Annotated in this window: 22 protein-coding genes and 1 tRNA gene; 9 read left to right on the top strand and 14 right to left on the bottom strand. The window is 35.0% G+C overall.

What is annotated here, in order from left to right:
- Positions 1-152 precede the first annotated feature (152 nt).
- Genes AABM59_RS02235 through AABM59_RS02225 form a run of 3 tightly spaced genes read right to left on the bottom strand, consistent with a single transcriptional unit; the run spans position 153 to position 2,191 of the window.
- Complete coding sequence (locus AABM59_RS02235; protein ID WP_338407354.1) at positions 153-500, bottom strand: HopJ type III effector protein; 348 nt, start codon at positions 498-500, stop codon at positions 153-155.
- A gap of 11 nt (positions 501-511) precedes the next feature.
- Positions 512-1,213, bottom strand: coding sequence for a 16S rRNA (cytidine(1402)-2'-O)-methyltransferase (gene rsmI / locus AABM59_RS02230; RefSeq protein ID WP_338407353.1), 702 nt, complete (start codon positions 1,211-1,213; stop codon positions 512-514).
- Positions 1,214-2,191, bottom strand: coding sequence for a hypothetical protein (locus AABM59_RS02225; protein ID WP_338407352.1), 978 nt, complete (start codon positions 2,189-2,191; stop codon positions 1,214-1,216).
- 102 nt (positions 2,192-2,293) lie between these two features.
- Between AABM59_RS02225 and AABM59_RS02220 the strand changes: the two genes are divergently transcribed.
- The 5 genes from AABM59_RS02220 to AABM59_RS02200 all read left to right on the top strand — a co-directional run bounded on the left by AABM59_RS02220 (position 2,294) and on the right by AABM59_RS02200 (position 9,402).
- The gene (locus tag AABM59_RS02220) at positions 2,294-2,923 is read left to right on the top strand and encodes a thymidine kinase (protein WP_338407351.1); all 630 of its coding nucleotides are present in this window, start codon (positions 2,294-2,296) and stop codon (positions 2,921-2,923) included.
- Between the two features lie 3 nt (positions 2,924-2,926).
- The gene (locus AABM59_RS02215) at positions 2,927-5,371 is read left to right on the top strand and encodes a bifunctional UDP-N-acetylmuramoyl-tripeptide:D-alanyl-D-alanine ligase/alanine racemase (protein WP_338407350.1); all 2,445 of its coding nucleotides are present in this window, start codon (positions 2,927-2,929) and stop codon (positions 5,369-5,371) included.
- On the top strand, positions 5,352-5,516 hold the full coding sequence (locus AABM59_RS02210) for a hypothetical protein (protein WP_338407349.1): 165 nt from the start codon (positions 5,352-5,354) through the stop codon (positions 5,514-5,516). Before AABM59_RS02215 ends, AABM59_RS02210 begins: the two co-directional genes overlap by 20 nt.
- A gap of 161 nt (positions 5,517-5,677) precedes the next feature.
- A complete protein-coding gene (locus AABM59_RS02205; protein WP_338407348.1) occupies positions 5,678-6,667 on the top strand; it encodes an aspartate-semialdehyde dehydrogenase in 990 nt (329 codons plus the stop codon).
- Positions 6,668-7,194: 527 nt separating this feature from the next.
- Entirely contained in the window at positions 7,195-9,402 is a 2,208-nt protein-coding gene (locus tag AABM59_RS02200) for a TonB-dependent receptor (protein ID WP_338407347.1), read from the top strand.
- An 82-nt stretch (positions 9,403-9,484) separates the two neighbouring features.
- On the opposite strand, the gene mtgA is transcribed toward AABM59_RS02200, so the two are convergent.
- From mtgA to pdxA, 7 genes are all read right to left on the bottom strand, one after another.
- The gene (gene mtgA / locus AABM59_RS02195; protein ID WP_338407346.1) at positions 9,485-10,231 is read right to left on the bottom strand and encodes a monofunctional biosynthetic peptidoglycan transglycosylase; all 747 of its coding nucleotides are present in this window, start codon (positions 10,229-10,231) and stop codon (positions 9,485-9,487) included.
- Positions 10,232-10,433: 202 nt separating this feature from the next.
- The gene (gene accC, locus AABM59_RS02190) at positions 10,434-11,780 is read right to left on the bottom strand and encodes an acetyl-CoA carboxylase biotin carboxylase subunit (protein ID WP_338407345.1); all 1,347 of its coding nucleotides are present in this window, start codon (positions 11,778-11,780) and stop codon (positions 10,434-10,436) included.
- An 89-nt stretch (positions 11,781-11,869) separates the two neighbouring features.
- On the bottom strand, positions 11,870-12,346 hold the full coding sequence (gene accB / locus AABM59_RS02185) for an acetyl-CoA carboxylase biotin carboxyl carrier protein (RefSeq protein WP_338407344.1): 477 nt from the start codon (positions 12,344-12,346) through the stop codon (positions 11,870-11,872).
- 17 nt (positions 12,347-12,363) lie between these two features.
- The gene (locus AABM59_RS02180) at positions 12,364-13,362 is read right to left on the bottom strand and encodes a beta-ketoacyl-ACP synthase III (RefSeq protein ID WP_338407484.1); all 999 of its coding nucleotides are present in this window, start codon (positions 13,360-13,362) and stop codon (positions 12,364-12,366) included.
- A gap of 175 nt (positions 13,363-13,537) precedes the next feature.
- Entirely contained in the window at positions 13,538-13,732 is a 195-nt protein-coding gene (rpmF, locus tag AABM59_RS02175) for a 50S ribosomal protein L32 (RefSeq protein WP_007137315.1), read from the bottom strand.
- A 9-nt stretch (positions 13,733-13,741) separates the two neighbouring features.
- A complete protein-coding gene (locus tag AABM59_RS02170) occupies positions 13,742-14,293 on the bottom strand; it encodes a DUF177 domain-containing protein (RefSeq protein WP_338407343.1) in 552 nt (183 codons plus the stop codon).
- A gap of 84 nt (positions 14,294-14,377) precedes the next feature.
- The gene (pdxA, locus tag AABM59_RS02165) at positions 14,378-15,427 is read right to left on the bottom strand and encodes a 4-hydroxythreonine-4-phosphate dehydrogenase PdxA (RefSeq protein WP_338407342.1); all 1,050 of its coding nucleotides are present in this window, start codon (positions 15,425-15,427) and stop codon (positions 14,378-14,380) included.
- A gap of 58 nt (positions 15,428-15,485) precedes the next feature.
- Between pdxA and AABM59_RS02160 the strand changes: the two genes are divergently transcribed.
- On the top strand, positions 15,486-16,073 hold the full coding sequence (locus AABM59_RS02160; protein WP_338407341.1) for a riboflavin synthase: 588 nt from the start codon (positions 15,486-15,488) through the stop codon (positions 16,071-16,073).
- A gap of 230 nt (positions 16,074-16,303) precedes the next feature.
- Here AABM59_RS02160 and AABM59_RS02155 read toward each other — a convergent pair.
- Positions 16,304-16,377: transfer RNA gene (locus tag AABM59_RS02155), tRNA-Ile, on the bottom strand.
- 101 nt (positions 16,378-16,478) lie between these two features.
- The gene (gene mce / locus AABM59_RS02150; protein WP_338407340.1) at positions 16,479-16,925 is read right to left on the bottom strand and encodes a methylmalonyl-CoA epimerase; all 447 of its coding nucleotides are present in this window, start codon (positions 16,923-16,925) and stop codon (positions 16,479-16,481) included.
- Between the two features lie 151 nt (positions 16,926-17,076).
- On the opposite strand from mce, the gene rbfA reads away from it, so the two are divergent.
- Both rbfA and AABM59_RS02140 read left to right on the top strand, forming a co-directional pair.
- Positions 17,077-17,469, top strand: a complete 393-nt coding sequence (gene rbfA / locus AABM59_RS02145; RefSeq protein ID WP_338407339.1) for a 30S ribosome-binding factor RbfA — start codon at positions 17,077-17,079, stop codon at positions 17,467-17,469.
- 1 nt (position 17,470) lies between these two features.
- A complete protein-coding gene (locus AABM59_RS02140) occupies positions 17,471-18,670 on the top strand; it encodes an FtsX-like permease family protein (RefSeq protein ID WP_338407338.1) in 1,200 nt (399 codons plus the stop codon).
- Between the two features lie 27 nt (positions 18,671-18,697).
- Here AABM59_RS02140 and dusB read toward each other — a convergent pair whose 3' ends face one another.
- A complete protein-coding gene (gene dusB / locus AABM59_RS02135; protein ID WP_338407337.1) occupies positions 18,698-19,690 on the bottom strand; it encodes a tRNA dihydrouridine synthase DusB in 993 nt (330 codons plus the stop codon).
- A gap of 275 nt (positions 19,691-19,965) precedes the next feature.
- Between dusB and lepA the strand changes: the two genes are divergently transcribed.
- Positions 19,966-21,762, top strand: a complete 1,797-nt coding sequence (gene lepA, locus AABM59_RS02130; protein ID WP_338407336.1) for a translation elongation factor 4 — start codon at positions 19,966-19,968, stop codon at positions 21,760-21,762.
- 152 nt (positions 21,763-21,914) lie between these two features.
- Here the strand turns inward: lepA and AABM59_RS02125 are convergent, their stop codons facing one another.
- A complete protein-coding gene (locus AABM59_RS02125) occupies positions 21,915-22,847 on the bottom strand; it encodes a 1-phosphofructokinase family hexose kinase (protein ID WP_338407335.1) in 933 nt (310 codons plus the stop codon).
- Positions 22,848-23,017 lie beyond the last annotated feature (170 nt).

The raw sequence follows: 23,017 nt of genomic DNA, 5'->3' as shown, positions 1-23,017 counted from the left end.
TTTTTAAACACATAGAAACATAGTTTTATTATGATATTCAAGAAGCTTCGCTTTTATATAGAATTCATAGCTATGTGAAAAAAATATTTTTCTATACTTATCTTTTTACAAAATCTAGCCTATGTTTCTATGTGTTTAAAATCAAAAAAATATTATGATTTCAAAAACAAAGCTTCTCCTTTAAATTGAATTCCATCCCATCCAAATTTTATAAAATTACGAATGTTTTGGTGATTTTTTCCTTCTAGATCTCCCAGTACTTCTTCAAAATAATAGGCTCCAAAACAAGCTAATGTTTCCGCTTGAGATAGGTTTTGCAATTGGGCAAAAGCAAATAATTTACAAGAACCTGAGTTTTCTCCCGCAGCATTATGCAATGTTCCATTATCGAAAGATGTTGGGGTAAAATTGTAATTTTCCTCAATAACGGCGATACTTTCAGGAAATATAATGGAGTTTGGTGTTTGTTTTAATCTTTCTAAAAAATATTCTATTGTCATCGATTGCTTTTTTATTCTCTTTCTTTTTTATTCTCTTTAACCGTTATTTTCCCTCCAACCACAACCACAATTTCTCCTTTTGGAGGTTTATTTTCAAAATGTGTTAGCACTTCGCGAACGGTTCCTCTAATGTTTTCTTCGTGTAATTTTGATAGTTCTCGTGAAACGCAAATGGATCGGTCTTCGCCAAAATAAGTGATAAATTCGGCCAAAGTTTTTACTAATTTATGGGGTGAAACATACAAAATCATTGTGCGGGTTTCTTCGGCAAGTGCCAAATATCGGGTTTGCTTTCCTTTTTTGTCAGGCAAAAAACCTTCGAAAACGAATTTATCATTGGGCAAACCACTATTAACTAAAGCCGGTACAAAAGCCGTTGCGCCAGGCAAGCATTCTACCGTAATCCCGTTTTCGACACAAGCACGTGTCAGCAAAAATCCAGGGTCAGAAATGGCCGGAGTTCCGGCATCCGAAATCAAGGCAATGGTTTCTCCTGCTTTTAAACGTGATATTAAATTCTCGACCGTTTTGTGTTCGTTATGCATGTGATGGCTATACATGTGCGTGCCAATTTCGAAATGCTTCAATAATTTTCCGCTGGTGCGAGTATCTTCGGCGAGAATCAAATCGACTTCTTTAAGAATTCGAATCGCCCGAATAGTCATGTCTTCGAGATTTCCTATTGGCGTTGGAACGATATATAATTTACCCATTTAAGCGAATTTTTTTTCAATGATTTCGATAAACCGTTGCGCATAATCCTCTTTTCCTTCCCAACTATTATAATCTGGCTTTACCATGTCTTCGATAAAATCTTGAGCTTCATCAAAACTATCGTAAGTAATTAACTGATTCAACACTCGGTTATAATCCTCGTCACTATTGCCAAAAAGGTGTTTTACGAAAGCGATTCTGTCATTCAAATCTATGTTTATTCCTTTGGAAAGTTTATCATTTAAGGAAACTGATCTTAATTCACTGTTTTCTGTGTTTTCTTCAATACTGATTTCTGTTTTTTCCTCTTCAAAAAAATATGCTGCTGGGATATCAACATCGTTTTCAGAAGACAATTCTTCACTTGAATCTACTTTAACAAAAGTAGCTTCTCTATAATCATCTCCTAATAAATCAAAGAATGAAATTTGAAGTTCTTCCTTTTCTTTTGGAGCTTCCTCTTGATTCTCTTCGTCGTCTTCGTCCAATTCAAATGCGGGGTGAAATTCATTTTTATTGGATTCCTCTTCTGAAGTTTCAGCTATTGCTTGTTTCTTTTCTTCTAATTCGAATTCCTCCTCTAAAACAACTTCAAATTCCTCCTCTGTGATTTCTTCGTCCTTAATGATTTCATTAACAGCAATCTTCTCTTCGACTTCTTCTAAAACATTCTCAATTTCTTCTTCAACAATTTCCTCTGTGATGATTTTCTCAACATCAATTTCTTCTTCAAGTTGCATTGGTATCAACTCTGATAAATAATTTTCTTCGAAAAAATGTTTCATTTTTTCTACTATTTCGGCTTGACCAATAGTTGGTTTTGCATCACCAAAATATTCCTCAACAAATCGTAAAACAGAAAGTTTCTCGTATAATTTCTGTGTTTCAAGGTATAATTTATTCACATCAGATTTGTTTTTAATTTGCAATACCCTGTGAGCAATGCTCATTAAGTCGGCTTCCAATTTTTTCTTCATAACTTTTGAAATTATAGTGAGTAAGGTCTAACTTTTTTAATAAATTTGTTTTCGTTACAAAGTAATAAAAACTATTCATTTTAAGCACAAGAAAAATACAAAATGTTTCTCGAAAACACAGTAAATCATAAAGAACAATTTGGTTGGATTGAAGTAATTTCTGGTTCAATGTTCTCGGGCAAAACCGAGGAGCTCATTCGCAGACTAAAAAGGGCGCAATTTGCCAAACAAAAAGTCGAAATATTTAAACCGGCAATCGACACGCGTTATCACGACGAAATGGTGGTATCGCATGATTCCAATGAAATTCGATCCACTCCAGTTCCGGCCGCTGCAAATATTGCAATTCTAGCTCAAGGTTGCGACGTTGTTGGTATTGACGAGGCTCAGTTTTTTGATGATGAAATAGTAAAAATTTGCAATGATTTGGCCAACCAAGGAATCCGAGTTATTGTTGCCGGATTAGATATGGATTTCAAAGGCAATCCTTTTGGTCCCATGCCTGCATTAATGGCGACAGCCGAATATGTTACAAAAGTACACGCCGTTTGCACTCGCACAGGAAATCTGGCTAATTACAGTTTTAGAAAAACAGACAATGACAAACTCGTTATGCTTGGTGAAACTGAAGAATACGAACCATTAAGTCGCGCCGCTTATTTTTATGCGATGAGAAAGAATGAGGAAGAGCATAAAACGGAAAACAATAAAACCACTAAAAATAAAGATTAATTTTTGAAATTAAGCACTCTAAATATCATCCCAATACTTCATGCTAAATTATTTGGTAGCAATTCTGACACAACAATCGAACATATTTCGATCGATAGTCGCTCCATGCAAAATGGAAATCAAACGTTGTTTTTTGCATTGATTGGTCCCAATAACGATGCCCATAATTATATTTCGGCATTAATAGAAAAGGGGGTTCGAAATTTTGTTGTTACTCATATTCCAAAAGATTGTGAAACCAAAGCCAGTTTTCTAGTTGTGAAAAATACCTTGGAGGCCTTACAACAATTTGCTGCCTATCATCGAAATCTTTTTAAATTTCCAGTTATTGGGTTGACGGGAAGTAACGGAAAAACTATTGTCAAGGAATGGTTGAACTTTCTTTTAAGTCCAGATTTTAATGTCATCCGAAGTCCAAAAAGCTACAATTCGCAAGTGGGCGTTTCATTATCGGTGCTTTCGATTAATGAAAAACACAATCTTGGAATTTTTGAAGCGGGAATCTCGAAAATGAACGAGATGGAAAAACTGGAAGTCATCATCAAGCCAACTATTGGAATTATTACAAACATAGGCTCTGCGCACGATGAAGGCTTTGAAAATTTGGATAAAAAAATCAAAGAAAAATTAAACCTTTTTAAACATTCAAAACTAATAATTTATCAAAAGAACAAGATCATTGATGCGTTGATTAATGAAAAAATAAAAACTTTTTCCTGGAGTTACGATGACAAAACTGCCGATGTTTTTGTTGTAAAAAAAGCAATCGAAGACAAAACTGTTTTGCAAATCAAGTGCGCTAAAGCTAATTTCGAAATACGAATTCCTTTTCAGGACGAGGCTTCGATTGAAAATGCCATTACTTGTTTGATGGTTTTATTGAATTTTAAATACGACAAAACCACCATTCAAAACCGAATGCAATGGCTTTATCCTGTTGAAATGCGTTTGAAAGTCAAAAACGGAATCAATAACACAACCCTTATTGATGACAGTTACAGCTCCGATTTTCAATCTTTGAAAATTGCGTTGGATTTTCTGGAAAGTCAAAAACAATACAAAAACAAAACAGTAATATTATCTGATATTTTTCAAAGCGGTTTGTCTAACGAGGAATTATATTCTAAAGTTTCACAGTTAATTAAATCCAATAAAATTAGTAGAGTTATTGGAATTGGCGAAACCATTTCGTCATTTAAAGACCAATTTACCAACTGTGTCACTTTTAAAAACACAGCCGACTTTTTTCTAAATTTAAACCATTTGAATTTTAGTAATGAAATGATTCTTATAAAAGGAGCGAGACATTTTCAATTTGAAGAAATAGTTACCGCTTTAGAGGAGAAAACCCATGAAACCGTACTAGAAATAAACCTTAACGCTATTAGTCACAATCTTAATTTTTATAAATCGAAACTAAAGCCAACCACTAAAATAATGGTGATGGTTAAAGCATTTGGTTATGGAAGTGGAAGTTTTGAAATAGCCAAATTACTCGAACACCATAAGGTCGACTATCTAGGTGTAGCTTTTGCCGATGAAGGTATTTTATTGAAAAGTGCCGAGATTAAATTGCCAATTATGGTTTTAAATCCAGAAAATACTAGTTTTTCGGCAATAATTCAGCATAATTTAGAGCCTGAAATTTACAGTTTAAAAGGGCTGAATGCTTTCCTTAAAATTGCCGAACAGCGAAAACTGAAGCACTTTCCTATACATATTAAACTCGATACCGGAATGCACCGTTTGGGATTCGAAGAAGAAAATATTGATGCGTTAATTTCAACTTTGAAAGAAAATAAATCAGTAAAAGTGAAAACTATTTTGTCGCATATGGCAACGAGTGATGATTTAGAGCATCAAGATTTTGCACATTCACAAATTGATTTATTCGAAAAACTGTCTTCAAAATTAATAACTGAATTGAAAATAAACCCTATTCGACATATTTTAAACACTTCGGGAATAAGTAATTTTCCACAATCACAATTCGACATGGTTCGCCTTGGAATTGGGCTATATGGTGTTTCTAATGATGTTGAAGAGCAGAAATACCTAGAAAACGTAGGCACATTAAAATCTATTATTTCTCAAATTAGAAATATTGACACTGGTGAAAGCGTGGGTTATGGACGATGTTTTGTTGCTAATAAACCAACAAAAATCGCTACAGTTCCCATTGGTTATGCTGACGGAATTTCTAGAGCTTGGGGCAATGGTGTTGGTTTTGTGATAATAAATAATCGAAAAGCTACAATTGTGGGCAGTATTTGTATGGACATGTTGATGGTTGACGTAACGGAAATTAATTGTAAAGAAGGAGATTCTGTTATTGTTTTTGGCGAAAACCCAACAGTTTCATTTATGGCGAATCAATTAAACACAATTCCATATGAAATTCTTACTAGTATTTCCCAAAGAGTAAAACGTGTTTTTTATAGAGAATAGTCTTGTTACTATTTCGTTGTTTATTTTTATTGTTCTTAGAGCGGCTGAAAAAGCCAATAAGAAAGAAGAAGCAGTGGCAATTGCTCCAGCGGGTCCTTCTCAAGAAGAATTACTTTCTCAAATTAGAGATTTGTTAAAAAAATAATTTCCGCTACATTATATGTTCTAACCAAACCACGCTCTTGGCGTGGTTTTTTTATTGTTACAAATATAACATTTTGTTGTTTTTTGTACGTACGCTTGTTTTGAATTGGATATTACTTACTTTTGCCATTGAAAATAAGTATTAAAAATAAAAAATATAATATGAAAATTGCTGTCGTAGGAGCCACTGGAATGGTTGGCGAAATAATGTTAAAAGTATTAGAAGAAAGAAACTTTCCTTATACAGAATTAATTCTTGTTGCTTCAGAAAAATCAGTTGGAAAAATAATTGAATTTAAAGGGCAAAAACATGTTGTGGTAGGATTGCAAACTGCTGTAGATATGAAACCTGAAATTGCGCTTTTTTCTGCGGGTGGTGGCACTTCGCTAGAATGGGCACCTAAATTTGCGGCCGTAGGAACAACCGTTATCGACAATTCATCAGCTTGGAGAATGGATCCTACCAAAAAATTAGTGGTTCCAGAAATCAATGCTTCAGAATTGACAAAAGAAGATAAAATCATAGCAAATCCTAACTGTTCGACTATTCAAATGGTTTTGGCTTTAGCCCCATTGCATAAAAAATACAACATCAAACGCGTCGTTGTTTCCACTTACCAGTCTATCACCGGAACAGGCGTAAAAGCGGTAGAGCAATTCGAAAATGAATGTGCTGGAATTGAAGGAGACATGGTTTATAAATATAAAATAAATAGAAATTGCATTCCACAATGCGATAGTTTTGAAGAAAACGGATATACCAAAGAAGAAATGAAATTGGTTAATGAAACTAGGAAAATATTAAGTGACAATACTATCGCAATAACAGCAACGGCTGTCCGTGTACCCGTTGTAGGAGGTCATAGTGAAGCTGTAAATGTTGAGTTTGCCAATGATTTTGACGTAAACGAAGTGAGAAATATTCTTCACCATACGGATGGAATTGTGGTACAAGATAATTTAGATACTTTTACCTATCCGATGCCAAGATATGCCGAAGGTAAAAATGATGTATTCGTAGGTAGAATTCGTCGAGACGAAAGTCAAGAAAATACCATAAATATGTGGATAGTAGCTGATAATTTAAGAAAAGGTGCTGCTACAAATACCATCCAAATAGCCGAATACTTAGTAGCACACAAATTGGTGTAAAACTCACTTATTACATTAATAAAATCCGATAAACGTTAAATAATCATAAGTTAATCGGATTTTTATATTACTATTTTTATATTTGCATCGGATGAAAAAGAGATTAGTTATATTAAATTCGCTCTTGGCACTTGCAGTATTGTTCTCAATACTTTTTCAGTCAATGCATAGTTATGAACACGTAGCAAAGCAACTTTCTGAAAAGAAATGCCTCCACAAATACACTTCTAGCAAAGAAATTACGCATCAACACCACAATTTTGATAATTGCTTTGTGTGTCATTTTACATTAAGCAATTTTATTTCCTCAGATGTTTCTCAGTTTAAATTCAAAAAAATAACTATTCCTTCTAGATATTCTTTATTCAATTCAAAGGAAATTACCCAATTCTTTAAAGGAAGTCTTTTTGCTCTTCGTGCTCCACCGATTTTTATTGTTTAAACTGAAATTAATTCACTTTTGTCAAAACTCAAAGGTTTTAAAAACTTTGAGGTTTCAACTTCAATTTTACAATAAAATCATTCAAATGAAAAAATATATAGTTGCCCTATTTATAGGGTTTTCGGCGATAATTAATGCCCAAAATACCATTTCTGGAATAATAACTGATGCAAAAAAGCAACCTCTAATTGGTGTTTCTATTTATGCTCCAGAATTAAACAAAGGAACTTCGACAGATGAAAACGGAAACTATTCCTTGTCGAATCTTCCCAATGGGAAGCTAAAACTGACGTTTGCATTTATAGGATATGCAACTCAAAATAAAACCATAACACTTCAACAGAAAGAAATCACCTTGACTATTATTCTTGACGAAACTACATTTCAAATGGATGAAGTAATAATTTCGACAGCTTTCAATAAAATACAATCCCAAAACGTAATGAAGGTCGAACACTCGAGCATCAAAGAATTACAGAAAAAAGGAACGGCAACCTTGATCGAAGGCTTGGCCACTATCCCGGGAGTTTCACAGGTTTCAACGGGAACTTCTATTGGAAAACCTGTCATTCGCGGTTTAAGCGGCAATAGGGTTTTGGTTTATTCGCAAGGTGTTCGATTGGAAAACCAACAGTTTGGCGACGAACACGGATTGGGATTAAACGATGCGGGAATCGAAAGCGTCGAAGTGATCAAAGGCCCAGCATCTTTGCTTTATGGATCGGATGCTTTGGGAGGCGTATTGTATTTTAATCCGGAAAAATTTGCTGATTCCGGCACTTTTAAAACTAATTTCAGTCAAAAATTATTCTCCAATACACTAGGAAGTAATTCGGCTTTGGGAATAAAAACTTCGACCGATAATTGGAAATTCTTAGCTCGTGGCAGCTACAACACTCATTCTGATTATAAAATTGCTAAAGGCGATCGAGTGACAAATACCCGTTACAATGAGACCGATTTCAAGACTGGCATTGGCTATATGAATACAAAATTTTCCAGTATTTTTAGATATAATTTGAATAAACTGTATTTAGGAATTGCTGAAAATGGAGTTGCTGAACAAACAAGAACAAAAAAAACGGATTATCCAAGCCAAGCTATTGACAATAATTTGTTGAGTTTGAACAATGTCTTTTTCTTCAAAAACTCAAAATTAGATGTTGATTTGGGGTATGTTACGAATGATCGAAGCGAATTAGAAGAGGGCAATATTGCCATTTTGCAGATGAAATTGAAAACATTTAATTACAATGTAAAATATCATTTACCAAAACTGGGGAGAATAGAATCAATTTTTGGAATTCAGGGAATGAGCCAAATCAACACCAATTCTGGAGAAGAATTACTGATTCCAGACGCAACTACGAATGATTTTGGGGTTTTTGGTACTGGAAATTACGAATGGAAATCGAATGTAATTCAAACAGGGATTCGTTTTGATAATCGGAAAATAGTAACAGCAGCATATGGAATCTCAGGCGAAGAAGGTTCGTTCGAAGCACTTGATAAAACCTTCGACAGCTTTAATACTTCTTTAGGTTACAAAACAAATTTAGCCAAAGATTTCATTTTAAGGGTAAACTTATCTTCTGGTTTTAGAGCTCCAAACTTGGCTGAATTAACTTCAAACGGTGTTCACGAAGGGACCAATCGTTATGAAGTAGGAAATCCAAATTTGAAAACAGAGCAAAACGTACAAACTGATGTAAATTTAGAATATAGCAATAGCCATTTGGAGTTTTTTGTAAACGGATTTTACAACAATGTAAATAATTACATCTATACTTCCCCAACAGGAACACAAATTAATGGTTTTGATGTTTTTGATTATATTCAGAATAATGCTAAATTATATGGAGGGGAAATTGGTCTTCATTTTCATCCACATCCATTTGATTGGCTGCATTATGAAACCAGTTTTGAAACCGTTACCGGCAAAAAACAAGATGGCGATTACTTGCCACTAATTCCTGCAAACAATTGGAACAACACCATCAGAACTGAGTTCAAAATTAAAGACTGGCTCGAAGATGGATTTGCCACTTTGAATGTTTCTACTACTTTCAACCAGAATAATGTGAGTGGTTTCGAGACAAAATCGAATGAATATACTTTGTTAAATCTTGGTTTTGGAGGAAAAGTAAAATTAGGTGAAACGGCTTTTGAAGTTAATTTGAATGGTAATAACTTATTCAACAAAACATACATTGCTCATCTTTCGCGTTTGAAAACTGATGGAATTCCTAATATTGGACGAAACATCGTTTTGGGGTTGAATTTTAATCTCTAGGATTTTGCCATTGCGAGGAACGAAACAATCCCATTTATTGAGCTGAATATGTGATGGAAGCCATTTCTCGCAATGGCATATTTTAATATTTTATTGTTCCAATATGATTCATAACTCGAACTATCTTGGTTTTTCTATTATTAATATAGGAAGAAGAACTCGTGGCAGAATATTTTCTAGGATTGGGTAAAATGGCTGCAATTCCAGCAGCTTGAATTTTTGTGAGGCTCGAAGCGTCTTTTCGATACCAATGTTCAGTTGCCGCTTGGGCTCCATATACTCCATTTCCCATTTCGATACTATTTAAATAGACTTCCATAATTCGTTCTTTACCCCAAATTAATTCTATTAAAACTGTGAAATAAGCTTCCAATCCTTTTCGCAAATAACTTCGCCCTTGCCAAAGAAATATATTTTTAGCTGTTTGTTGTGAAATTGTACTTCCTCCTTTTATTCTTCGGCCTCTTTCATTGTTTTTATACGCTTTTTGCATTGCCTTAAAATCAAATCCGTTATGTACGAGAAAAGTTCCATCTTCACTGGCTATTACTGCTTTTTGCAAATTGATTGAAATATTTTCGATAGGTTCCCAATCATGGCTGAAATAAATTTCCTTTCCTGTCACTTTGTTTTCAATCCCCCGAATTACCATTAAAGGGGTAAATGGCACAGGTACAAACTTGAAAAGCACCACAAAAAATAAGGATGTCCCGAAAAACCAAAGAACCGCCTTGAATAAAAAACGAGTAAGCTTGCTCTTGAAACTAGCAGATTCTTTTTTTGCGGGTTGTTTCTTTGTTGTCTTTGCCTTTGTTATTTTTGTTGCCATTGACCTGATTGCATTTGATAATTTTCATAAAAGTAAATAAATGCTCTGCGATTTCAAAATTAAATTTTAAATAACTAAGCTATATTTAGAACTAGCTTATATTTTAAGAATCCTTGGGTAAAACGAGGAATTTATCAAAAAAAACAGCCGCAAGAATATTCCTGCGGCTGTTAAATTTATCCGTTTTTAAGATCCCCTTTATTTATTCTGGATCATTCATTTTAAAAGTATCCATAAAAGCCGTGGTATAATCGCCTGCAATATAACGAGGATCATCCATTAATTGTCTGTGAAAAGGAATGGTAGTTTTTATCCCTTCTATCACAAATTCATCTAAAGCCCTTCTCATTTTGCTAATTGCTTCTCCACGTGTTTGAGCGGTTGTGATTAATTTTGCGATCATAGAATCGTAATTTGGGGGAATCGTATAGCCAGAATACACATGTGTATCTAATCGAACTCCATGGCCTCCAGGCATGTGGAGTGTGGTTATTTTTCCTGGCGATGGTCTAAAATCATTATAAGGATCCTCTGCATTGATCCTACATTCAATAGCGTGCATTTGTGGTAAATAATTTTTACCGGAAATACACACTCCATCGGCCACTAAAATTTGTTCTCTAATTAAATCATAATCAATTACTTGCTCCGTAATTGGGTGCTCTACCTGTATACGAGTATTCATTTCCATAAAGTAGAAATTACGGTGTTTATCAACTAGAAATTCAACCGTTCCTGCGCCTTCATATTTAATATATTCTGCTGCTTTTACTGCTGCTTCTCCCATTTTTTGACGCAATTCTTTGGTCATAAATGGCGAAGGCGTTTCCTCAGTAAGTTTTTGATGACGACGTTGTACAGAACAATCTCTTTCGGAAAGATGACAGGCTTTACCGTAAGCATCTCCAACAATTTGTATTTCTATATGGCGTGGTTCTTCGATTAATTTTTCTAGATACATCGCATCATTTCCAAAAGCGGCAGCTGATTCTTGACGAGCGCTTTCCCATGCTTTTAATAAATCTTCCTCTTTGTAAACGGCACGCATCCCCTTTCCTCCTCCTCCAGCAGTTGCTTTTAGCATTACTGGATAACCCATTTTTTTAGAAAGCGATTGAGCCTGTTTGAATGATTCTAAAAGCCCGTCAGAACCTGGAACACAAGGAACTCCAGCGGCTTTCATAGTGGCTTTTGCTGAGGCTTTATCACCCATTCTATCAATCATTTCAGGAGAAGCGCCAATAAATTTAATATTATGCTCTTGACATATTTTTGAAAATTTTGAATTCTCGGAAAGAAATCCATATCCAGGATGAATTGCATTAGAATTGGTGATTTCGGCAGCTGCAATTATATTTGACATTTTTAAATAAGACAAGTTGCTTGGTGGTGGCCCAATGCAAACGGCTTCATCCGCAAATTTAACATGTAAACTTTCAGCATCGGCAGTTGAATAAACCGCTACTGTTTTGATGCCCATTTCTTTACAGGTTCTAATTATACGAAGCGCAATTTCTCCCCTATTTGCAATTAATATTTTTTTAAACATCTTTTTTTGAAATTTTAAATGTTGAATTTTAAATCTTAAATTATTTCAAATAACGATCGCTCATCATTGAAATTTACAATTTAAATTTCTTATGATGGATCTACTAAGAACAAAGGTTGGTCATATTCTACTGGTGACATATCGTCAACTAAAATTTTAACGATTTTACCCGCAACTTCAGATTCGATCTCGTTAAATAATTTCATCGCTTCGATTACGCAAAGTACGTCTCCTTTTGCAATTGTGGTTCCCACCTCAACAAACATAGGTTTGTCTGGCGATGGCTTTCTGTAAAAAGTTCCAATAATAGGAGATTTTATAGTAATGTAGTGTGCGTTTTCGACAACCGGCACTGGAATTAATGCTGCCGGAGCAATTTGCTGAGAGGCAACCACTTGATGATGAATTGGTTGATTTGGGATCTGTTGAACATAGGTGGTTTCTGAAACATTCCCTTCCAAAGTTGTTCTAATGGTGATTTTTACATCATCCATTTCTAATTTAACTTCTGCAACTCCTGAATTTGCTACAAATTTGATCAGATTTTGAATCTCTTTTAAATCCATAATTATTTAGTTTAAATTTATTTTTTATCGTATGCCCATTTTAAGTAAATAGATCCCCAAGTGAATCCGCCGCCAAAAGCTGCCAAAATAAGAGTGTCGCCTTTTTTGAATAAATGTTCAAAATCACTAAGCACTAATGCAATGGTTGCTGATGTTGTATTGCCATATTTTTCAATATTCATTAAAACTTTGGAATCATCCAAATTCATTCTATTTGCTGTAGCGTCAACAATGCGTTTGTTTGCTTGGTGAGGAACTAACCAATTTACATCATCATTGGTCAAATTGTTTCTTTTCATTATTAGCTCACTCGAATCGGCCATATTGGTCACAGCATATTTGAAAACCGTTTTCCCGTCTTGTATGATTTTATGTTTGTTGTCATTAATTGTTTGGATAGATGTAGGAAGAAGTGAGCCTCCAGCTTCAATTTTCAAAAAATCACGACCAATCCCATCACTTCGCAAATATTCATCTTGTAATCCAAGTCCTTCATAATTTGGTTCAAATAATGCAGCCCCTGCACCATCACCAAAAATTATACATGTTGATCTGTCGGTATAATCCACTATCGAGGACATTTTATCGGCACCAATAAGCATAACTTTTTTATATCTTCCAGATTGAATATAGGCTGCAGCAACTGACATCCCATATAAAAAACCAGAACATGCTGCTTGCAAATCAAACCCAAAAGCATTCTTCGCTCCTATTTCCGTGGCTACATATACTGCCGTGGCCGCTACTGGCATATCGGGTGTTGCGGTTGCAACAATCAACAAATCTATTTCTAAAGGGTCAATATTCCCTTTAGCCAGTAAATCTTGTGCTGCTTTTATGGCTAAATAAGATGTTCCTTTTCCTTTATCTTTGAGAATCCTTCTTTCTTTTATTCCTGTTCTAGATGTAATCCACTCGTCATTTGTGTCAACCATTGTTTCGAGAATCTTGTTAGTAAGCACAAAATCCGGAACATATGCTCCAACAGCTGTAATTGCGGCTGTAATTGTATTCATTATATTCACTTGTTTTTTGCCAAATGTTTCCATTGACAAAATTTTTAAAAAGTCTTGAAAATTACAAAAAAAATTCTAAAGCTATATGATTTAGAACTTCTAATTAAATGAAAATTATAAACAACAAAAAAACTCTCACTAATGTGAGAGTTTAAATATCTTTTACAAAAACATATTATGCAACCGCTACAGATTTATCTATAACAACTTGCCCTCTGTAATACATTTTACCTTCATGCCAGTAGGCTCTGTGGTATAAATGCGCTTCCCCAGTAATTGGGCAAGTGGCGATTTGAGCTACAGTAGCTTTATAATGTGTTCTTCTCTTATCTCTTCTTGTTTTCGAGATTTTTCTCTTAGGATGTGCCATTTTACTATATTATTTATCCGTTAATAGTTGCTTTAATTTATCCCAGCGTGGGTCAATATTTTCTTCTTTTTCTTCTTTTTTATTCTCCGTTTTTTGTTCTTTTATTGTCAATTCTTTCAGTTTTGTCAAGGCTTCTGAGTTTAAACTACCGTCTTTAATTCCTGGGTGAATTCGTCTTAGAGGAACAGAAAGAACAATCATTTCATATATATATTGTGCAATATCGATTTGAAATTCTCCGTGTGGCAAAATGAGTAACTCTTCGTTGTCATTGTTAAAATCATCTCCAAAACGCACAATCAATTTCATACCCCCTTTTATTGACAAATCAAATTCTTCGTTTGTCATGTCGCAAGGGACGTTAATAGTTCCCTTATGCTTGAATCCCAACTCCAACATAGTGCTTTTTTTTTCTAAAACTACATTTACTTTGACGTTTGAATTATTAAATTCATGATAATCAAAGATTTCAAAGAACGCATTACTTATTTGATATTCAAAATGATGTTTTCCTGGCTTTAATCCTATAAAAGGAATTAAAAATTCTTTCGTCTTGTTCATTTCAACAACAATTTGCCCCAAACTTCGGGAGTGCAAAGATATAAAATTATTGTAAATCTAATAATCTTATTTACCTTTTTTTATTTAAGACTGTTTTTCTTTTGTTTTGAGGGGTTTTTGGCTGATTTCCGCATACTGATTTCTCGAATTATAGACGTCTATCGCAAGATAAACAGCCTCTTTGAATGAATTAAAATCCGCTATGCCTTTCCCGGCAATATCGTAAGCTGTCCCGTGATCTGGTGAAGTTCTAATTTTGTTTAAGCCTGCGGTATAATTTACACCATTACCAAATGACAATGTTTTAAAGGGAATTAATCCTTGATCGTGATAAGCTGCAATAACCGCATCGTAGTTTGCATATTGGTTGCTTCCAAAAAAACCATCGGCGGCAAAAGGGCCAAAAACTAATGTGCCTTTTTCAGATATTTTTTTTAATACTGGTTTTAATATAGTGTCGTCTTCTTTTCCAATAACACCTCCGTCTCCACAATGAGGATTTAATCCCAAAACGGCAATTTTTGGCTTATTGATGCTAAAGTCTTGTGTCAATGATTGTTTTACTGTTTCTATTTTTTGGCGAATCAATTCTTCCGTAAGATGAGAAGCTACCTCGTTTAAAGGAATATGATCTGTCAATAATCCTATCCTTAAATTATCCTGAACCATCAACATCAATGCATTTCCCTCTAATTCCTGGTCTAAATAATCAGTGTGTCCCGGAAATTTGAATGATTCCGATTGAACATTGTATTTGTTTATTGGCGCTGTTACCAATACATCTATAAAACCTTCCTTTAAAGCTTTGGTGGCGGTAACAAATGATTTTATAGCATACTCCCCAATTTTTTCGTCATTTACGCCATAATTGATATCTACAGTCTCGTTCCAAACATTTAAAACATTTATTTTACCTATTACAATTTGGTCCAATCTATCAATTCCATGAAGCATCGAAGTAGATTCGAAACTCTTTTTCACAAACGAAAGTGTTTTTACATTGGCAAAAATAACGGGCGTGCATAACTCTAACATTCGAGAATCTTCGAATGTTTTTAGAACAACTTCGCTTCCAATACCGTTTAAATCTCCTATTGAAATCCCCACAATTATATTTTCTGCTTTTTTTATCATGACCTCAAGTTATTTATTGCTAATTTTGAAGTGCAAATTTAGTGAAATAAAACAAGAAATGTTTACAGGAATTATAGAAACCCTTGGTGTGATCCAAGAAATCAAAAAAGACAAGGACAATGTTCATATAACAATAGCTTCAGCTATTACCAAAGAACTTAAAATTGACCAAAGCGTAGCTCATAATGGAACTTGTATGACTGTAATTGATATACTCGACGACCTTTATACCGTAACTGCTATTGGCGAAACAATAAAAAAAACGAATATTTCCTGTTGGGAAACTGAAGATAGCGTCAATCTTGAAAGAGCAATGAAACTAGGCGATCGACTAGATGGCCATATCGTGCAAGGTCACGTTGACCAAATTGGAAACTGCATTTCAGTAAAAGAAACTAATGGAAGCTGGCTTTATACCTTTGAATATGATGAGGCTCTCGAAAACATTACCATAGAAAAGGGTTCAATTACTGTAAATGGCGTCAGTTTAACTGTAGTAGATTCAAGAAAAAATAAATTTAGTGTTGCCATTATTCCATATACTTATGAGCACACTAATTTTAAAACCTTCAAAATTGGAACAAAAGTAAATCTTGAATTTGATGTAATAGGCAAATACGTTTCTAGATTGTATGTCAATAAATAAATCGCTTATTTATAAACTATATGAAAGTTTTTGTCAATAGTTAATCCAGGCGGCAGGGGTTTTTACCTCCCCGGAGAAGGAGGCTTAGGTGTCGCAAAAACATTTAATACGCCAAGAAGGCATAACATTATATTTGCCATAAAGGGTGATTTATGGCCTTTGTCTGCCATTTTGTGCAAACTATTAAAACAAAAAAGACCTTACATCACTGTAAAGTCTTTCATTTAAAGTGGTCCCACTTGGAATCGAACCAAGCACCTACTGATTATGAGTCAGTTGCTCTAACCGAATGAGCTATAGGACCGCTTATGCGGTTGCGAAATTACTACTATTTTATATTTGTACCAAATGTTTTTGAATTAGATTTTTATATAACTTCATTATTATATGATTTAAAAACAGAACCTACTCATTATTAGAATCCTTCTCCAGGTTATTTATTAAAGTCGCTTGTGGAATTTCTTGACACAACTCTATCAAAACACCGTTAGTTTCCTTTGGGTGCAAAAAAGAAACTAATTTATTATCAGCACCTTTTTTTGGAAGTTCGTTTAAAATCACAAAACCCTCCTTTTTTAAACGGGAAATTTCGAATAAAATATCTTCAACTTCAAACGCGATATGATGAATTCCCTCCCCTTTTTTGGCGATGAACTTTGCAATAGGACTTTCGAGGTTTGTGGCTTCCAAAAGCTCTATCTTGTTGGGGCCGTTCCTGAAAAAAGCAGTCTTAACTCCTTCACTTAGTACTTCTTCCTCTTTATAGGCAGGGGCGCCGAAAAGTTTTTCGTAAATTATTGACGCATCCTTTAAATTAACGACTGCAATTCCTATATGTTCAATTTTTTTCATTGTTTAACTATTTTGCCACAAAGGCGCAAAGACATGGATTTTGTGTAAATATAAATAAAATTAAGGGTTCAAAATCGATATTTTCATAGCTTTAAACCTAAACTTTGTGGCTTTGCTCTTTGTGGCTTTAAAAAAATCGTATTTTTGCACAATGGAAACAAATAGACAGAAAAAAATAGGTGGTGTTATCCAAAAAGATTTGGTTGATATTCTACAAGGTGAAGTGAGAAAAAACGGAGTTACGAATTTAATAATTTCAGTATCAAAAGTTAGTGTAACTTCTGATTTATCAGTGGCGACCGTACATTTAAGTATTTTTCCGCAAGAAAAAGCAAAGGAAACATTGGTGGCAATAAAAACGAATTCAAAATTAATCAAACACGATTTGTCGCAAAGAGTACGCTTACAATTGCGCAAAGTGCCCAATTTAGTCTTCTTCATAGATGACTCTTTAGACTATATTGAAAAAATTGACAATGCTTTGGCTTCCAAAGAAAATCCTATTGAAAACCGTGATCTTTTAGAAAAACGCAGACATTCATAAATTGAATTTTCCACTTTACATAGCCAAACGTTATATTTTTAGCAGCAGCAAAAACAACGCCATTAATATAATAAATCACATTGCCAGTTTGGGAATAATTGTTGGTGCGATGGCTTTATTCGTGGTGTTATCGGTTTTTAGTGGCTTGAAAGTATTTAGTCTTTCCTTTTCCAACAACATCGATCCCGACCTGAAAATAAGCAGCACTTTAGGAAAGTCTTTTTTCATTTCTCCATCTCAAGAAAATCAAATAAAGGAAATAGACGGCGTGGTTTCTTATAGTAAGATAATAGAAGAGCGGGTTTTATTTACTTTCAACGGAAAGCAAGAAGTCACTTATTTAAAAGGCGTCGATCAAACTTTTAGCAAAGTTAACGCTATCAAAAAAACACTTTATAATGGAGATTGGTTAAAACCAAACACAGTTCAAGTAGTTGTGGGATACGGAATCGCCGAGAAATTCTCAATGGGATTACTTGATTTCAATAATTCGCTGGAAGTTTTGGTTCCAAAACCAGGAAAAGGGGCTATTGAAAATCCCGCACAAGCTTTCAATAAATTGGTTGTCATTCCCGTGGGAATTTATGCCATAAGCGAAGACTTGGATTCCAAATATGTTTTCGCCGATATAGGTTTAGCGCAGGAATTATTGGAATACAAAACCAACCAAATTTCCGGAATTGAAATCAAAGAAAAAAAAGAAGCTGATGAAAATGCTATTATCAGCAAACTGCAAGCCATTTTTAACAACAAAATCACCGTAAAAAATAGGGCACAACTCAACGAGTCCTTATATAAAATGTTGAATACCGAAAACCTCGCGGTCTATTTGATATTTACATTAGTGATTATTATTGCGCTTTTTAACCTGATCGGCGCTTTGATTATGATGATTCTCGACAAAAAAGGAAACCTGAAAACACTATTAAATCTGGGAACCGAAATCAAGGATTTACGTAAAATATTCCTGCTTCAAGGAACTTTATTGAGCGTTTTTGGTGGTATTATTGGATTGACTTTAGGAATTGCAATCGTGTTATTGCAACAACATTTCGAACTCGTGATGATAACACCTACTCTGGCTTATCCCGTGGTTTTTACAGTTGAAAACGTCTTGATTGTTTTGGCAACCATTGTCACACTTGGTTTTTTAGCTTCATTGATTGCGAGTAGTCGTGTGAGTACTAAATTATTGGATTAAAGATTCTTCCTTTGTCTATAAAACAATCTACACAACCTCATATCCAGCATATGCTTCTTCGATTTCATTCAAAACAGCAAATAATTCTTCGGGAGTATTAAGAGTAACGAGTTTTAGCCTGTATTCTTTAAACGATTGAATTCCTTTGAAATAATTAGAATAATGAGGACGCGTTTCTACAATTCCCAAACGTTCGCCTTTCCATTCCATAGCCCAAGTGAGGTGATTACGCACTGCTTCTACTCTATTAGCAACTGTTGGTTTTGCTAAATGTTCCCCCGTTTTGAAATAATGTTTTATTTCGTTGAAAATCCAAGGATAACCAATGGCGGCCCGACCAATCATAATTCCGTCGATGCCATATTCATTTTTATAATGCAATGCTTTTTCCGGAGAATCAATATCACCGTTACCAAAAATAGGCATCGTGATTCTTGGATTGTTTTTTACTCGGGCAATGTGTGACCAATCGGCTTGGCCTTTATACATTTGAGCACGTGTTCTAGCATGAATACTCAAAGCAGCAACACCTATGTCTTGCAAACGCTCGGCAACCTCATCAATATTGATGGAGTTATCGTCCCAACCCAAACGGGTTTTAACCGTTACTGGCAAATGCGTACTATCGATAACGGCTTGGGTCAAACGAATCATCAAATCGACATCTTTCAAAACTCCAGCACCTGCCCCTTTACAAACTACTTTCTTAACCGGACAACCAAAATTAATGTCGATTATGTCTGGATTTACGGTAGAAACTATTTTGGAAGAAAGTGCCATTGCTTCTTCGTCACCTCCAAATATTTGAATTCCAACGGGGCGTTCATAATCGAAAATATCCAATTTCATTCGGCTTTTTATGGCGTCACGAATTAATCCTTCCGAAGAAATAAATTCGGAATACATCATATCAGCTCCATGCATTTTGCACAATCTTCGGAAAGGCGGATCGCTCACGTCTTCCATTGGCGCTAGAAGCAAAGGAAATTCAGGTAATATTATGTTGCCAATTTTTATCAAAGGAAATTTTTTGCAAAGATAGATCTTTTAAATGAAAAGATAATAGACCAGGAGATAATAGCCCAAGAGATAAAATACCGATGAATTAAAGTAATTAGTTTGTAATTTATTGACTTTGAAAGTGCTGAATTTAAACTATCTTTGCCGATTAATTGCGTGAGGGAGTGAAGAGAAAATCCTTGTTGTTATGAGATTGCCCCGCAAGCTCGCAATGACAAGATTGTAACGAAAAGCCCGACCCTTGTGGTCACGCCAAAAAAATTGACAAAAAAAGAATGAAACACATCCGGAATTTTTGCATAATTGCACACATTGACCACGGGAAAAGCACGCTTGCGGACCGATTATTGGGGGCAACAAATACGGTAACTGCGCGGGAAGAAAAAGCGCAATTGCTTGATAATATGGACTTAGAACGTGAACGTGGGATTACAATTAAAAGTCACGCGATTCAGATGGAATACACTTATAAAGGGCAGGAATATATCCTGAACTTGATTGACACACCTGGTCACGTGGATTTTTCATATGAGGTTTCCCGCTCGATTGCGGCTTGTGAAGGGGCGCTTTTGATTGTGGATGCAGCACAAAGTATTCAGGCACAAACGATTTCGAATTTATATTTGGCACTTGAAAATGACTTGGAAATTATTCCGATTTTGAATAAGGTAGATTTACCAAGTGCCAATCCAGAAGAGGTAAGCGACGATATTGTTGATTTATTGGGGTGCAAATTAGAGGAAATCATTCACGCTTCGGGAAAAACAGGTTTGGGTGTCGAAAATATTTTGGCGGCTATTATTGAAAGAATTCCTCCCCCAAAAGGGAATGTTGATGAACCGTTGCAAGCTTTAATTTTTGACTCCCATTACAATCCGTTTCGTGGAATTGAAGTTATTTTTCGTGTGAAAAATGGTCAAATTAAAAAAGGTCAGAAAATAAAATTCATGGCCACCGGAAATGAATATTTTGCAGATGAAATTGGCACTTTAAAATTAAACCAAGTTCCGAAACAAGTAATTTCTGCTGGTGATGTTGGTTATTTGATTTCGGGAATTAAAGAAGCAAAAGAAGTAAAAGTAGGCGATACGTTGACGGATGCTAAAACGCCAACAACTAATATCATTAAGGGTTTCGAAGATGTAAAGCCAATGGTTTTTGCGGGAATTTATCCTGTGGATACCGAAGATTACGAAGAATTGAGAAATTCGATGGAAAAATTACAGTTGAATGATGCTTCACTAGTGTTTTTACCGGAAAGTTCGGCAGCATTAGGATTTGGTTTCCGTTGCGGATTCTTAGGAATGTTGCACATGGAAATTATTCAAGAACGTTTGGAGAGAGAGTTTAATATGACGGTGATTACTACCGTTCCTAACGTTTCGTATTTAGCTTACACCAAAAAAGATCCGGAAAAACCATTAATTGTTAACAATCCAACGGATTTGCCAGAACCTTCAAGATTAGACCATGTGGAGGAGCCTTTTATAAAAGCGACTATCATTACTAAATCGGATTATGTTGGAAATGTAATGTCCTTGTGTATTGAAAAACGCGGTTTGATTACCAATCAAACGTATTTGACAACGGAGCGTGTTGAATTGACTTTTGACATGCCTTTAGCCGAGATTGTTTTCGATTTTTATGACCGTTTAAAAACGGTGTCTAAAGGGTATGCTTCCTTTGATTATACGCCAATTGGGTTGAGAACTTCGAATTTAGTAAAAGTAGACATCTTATTAAACAGCACAATTGTTGATGCTTTGTCTTCCTTGATGCACGCCGATAATGCCTATCAAATAGGTAAAAAAATGTGTGAAAAATTGAGGGAATTAATTCCGCGTCAACAATTTGATATTCCAATTCAAGCAGCAATTGGGGTGAAAGTAATTTCTCGTGAAACAATTAAAGCTTTACGAAAAGATGTTACCGCCAAATGTTATGGTGGTGATATTTCTCGAAAACGTAAATTATTAGAAAAACAGAAAAAAGGTAAAAAACGTATGAGATTGGTTGGAAATGTGGAGATTCCGCAAGAAGCATTTATGGCTGTGTTGAAGTTGAATGATTAATTTTAAAAAAAGAGAATAGACGGATAGATAATAGAGAAAACCTGATGATGAAAATTATCAGGTTTTTTTATTGAAATGTCATTTCGCGATTCAAAGCAATTTCATAACTAGAGAACTAATGCGATTGCTTCGTGCCTCGAAATGACAAATAACTACTTTTTATTTAACTCCTGAAACAACCGTTTCGCATCTTCCAATTTGAATAATTGCGTCCCTTCGTTCATTGTTGCCGCTGAACCACAAGCAACGCCCCATTGCACGACTTCTTTTAAACTTTTGTTTTGAGACAATGCCCAAACCATAGCGCCCACCATACTATCACCAGCTCCAACGGTACTTTTCTTGATTACATCTGGCGCTAGAACGAATTCTGTTTGGGTTGCCGTAACCAAAACTGCTCCATGAGCTCCTAAGGAAACAACCACAATTTCGGCGCTTTCTTTTTCGATTAATTTTCGCGCAGCTGGGACAACCTCATCCATTTCTAAACGTTCAACTCCTATTAATTTGGCTAATTCTCCAATGTTTGGTTTAACTAAATAAACGCCTTTTTTCAAAACTTTTTTCAATGCTTCGCCAGAAGTATCGATAATTAATTTTGTCCCGGAAGCTATGGCCAAGTCAGCAATATGTTGATAGAAATCAGTTGACAAACCTTCGTTTAAACTTCCGCTTGCCACTAAATATTTAGGTTTTAATTCTTGGATTGTTTGGACAATAGTTTCTTTTTCTGTGTCTGAAATGGAAGACCCAGGAAAACAAAATCGATATTGCGAATTGGTGTTAATATCCAAAGTCACGAGGTTTTCTCTTGTCCAGTTTTGGGTAGATATTGTTTTTATGGGGATTTCTTCTTTTTGTACCAATTCTTCCAACTTGATTCCTGGGGAACCTCCAGACGTAAATACGCATAATGACGTTCCGCCAAGTCGAGAAATTGCTTTGGAAACATTTATTCCGCCTCCTCCAGCATCGTATTGAGGGGTTTTACATCGGATTTTTTGCTCGGCCACCAAGCCGGTGAACTCTGTGCTTTTATCAAGAGATGGATTTACCGTGAGGGTAATTATGTCGAATGCTTTCATTTTCTAAAATTAAAATAATGTATTGAAGCTATAAATTTAATAATAAATAAAGGGACTGTATCAAATCTGATTTATTAATTGACAAAAACCCTTCTCTTCTTCGTACCTTTGCAACTTTAGATATTTATAACCTAATATTAGTGAGCGAAGAGATTGCTTCGTTCCTCGCA

The sequence above is a fragment of the uncultured Flavobacterium sp. genome (assembly GCF_963925185.1).
Taxonomy (GTDB): domain Bacteria; phylum Bacteroidota; class Bacteroidia; order Flavobacteriales; family Flavobacteriaceae; genus Flavobacterium.
The sequence above is the reverse complement of the archived record's forward strand: the minus strand, read 5'-3'. Positions and strand labels throughout refer to the sequence as shown.

What these genes read in the sequence shown, in the direction of transcription:
- rsmI (WP_338407353.1), bottom strand. Translation starts at nt 1,213, where the DNA reads ATGGGTAAATTATATATCGTTCCAACGCCAATAGGAAATCTCGAAGAC.
- AABM59_RS02220 (WP_338407351.1), top strand. Translation starts at nt 2,294, where the DNA reads ATGTTTCTCGAAAACACAGTAAATCATAAAGAACAATTTGGTTGGATT.
- pdxA (WP_338407342.1), bottom strand. Translation starts at nt 15,427, where the DNA reads ATGATAAAAAAAGCAGAAAATATAATTGTGGGGATTTCAATAGGAGAT.
- accB (WP_338407344.1), bottom strand. Translation starts at nt 12,346, where the DNA reads ATGGATTTAAAAGAGATTCAAAATCTGATCAAATTTGTAGCAAATTCA.
- AABM59_RS02225 (WP_338407352.1), bottom strand. Translation starts at nt 2,191, where the DNA reads ATGAAGAAAAAATTGGAAGCCGACTTAATGAGCATTGCTCACAGGGTA.
- AABM59_RS02170 (WP_338407343.1), bottom strand. Translation starts at nt 14,293, where the DNA reads ATGAACAAGACGAAAGAATTTTTAATTCCTTTTATAGGATTAAAGCCA.
- mce (WP_338407340.1), bottom strand. Translation starts at nt 16,925, where the DNA reads ATGAAAAAAATTGAACATATAGGAATTGCAGTCGTTAATTTAAAGGAT.
- AABM59_RS02235 (WP_338407354.1), bottom strand. Translation starts at nt 500, where the DNA reads ATGACAATAGAATATTTTTTAGAAAGATTAAAACAAACACCAAACTCC.
- accC (WP_338407345.1), bottom strand. Translation starts at nt 11,780, where the DNA reads ATGTTTAAAAAAATATTAATTGCAAATAGGGGAGAAATTGCGCTTCGT.
- AABM59_RS02180 (WP_338407484.1), bottom strand. Translation starts at nt 13,362, where the DNA reads ATGAATACAATTACAGCCGCAATTACAGCTGTTGGAGCATATGTTCCG.
- rpmF (WP_007137315.1), bottom strand. Translation starts at nt 13,732, where the DNA reads ATGGCACATCCTAAGAGAAAAATCTCGAAAACAAGAAGAGATAAGAGA.
- rbfA (WP_338407339.1), top strand. Translation starts at nt 17,077, where the DNA reads ATGGAAACAAATAGACAGAAAAAAATAGGTGGTGTTATCCAAAAAGAT.
- lepA (WP_338407336.1), top strand. Translation starts at nt 19,966, where the DNA reads ATGAAACACATCCGGAATTTTTGCATAATTGCACACATTGACCACGGG.
- AABM59_RS02125 (WP_338407335.1), bottom strand. Translation starts at nt 22,847, where the DNA reads ATGAAAGCATTCGACATAATTACCCTCACGGTAAATCCATCTCTTGAT.
- AABM59_RS02160 (WP_338407341.1), top strand. Translation starts at nt 15,486, where the DNA reads ATGTTTACAGGAATTATAGAAACCCTTGGTGTGATCCAAGAAATCAAA.
- AABM59_RS02205 (WP_338407348.1), top strand. Translation starts at nt 5,678, where the DNA reads ATGAAAATTGCTGTCGTAGGAGCCACTGGAATGGTTGGCGAAATAATG.
- AABM59_RS02200 (WP_338407347.1), top strand. Translation starts at nt 7,195, where the DNA reads ATGAAAAAATATATAGTTGCCCTATTTATAGGGTTTTCGGCGATAATT.
- mtgA (WP_338407346.1), bottom strand. Translation starts at nt 10,231, where the DNA reads ATGGCAACAAAAATAACAAAGGCAAAGACAACAAAGAAACAACCCGCA.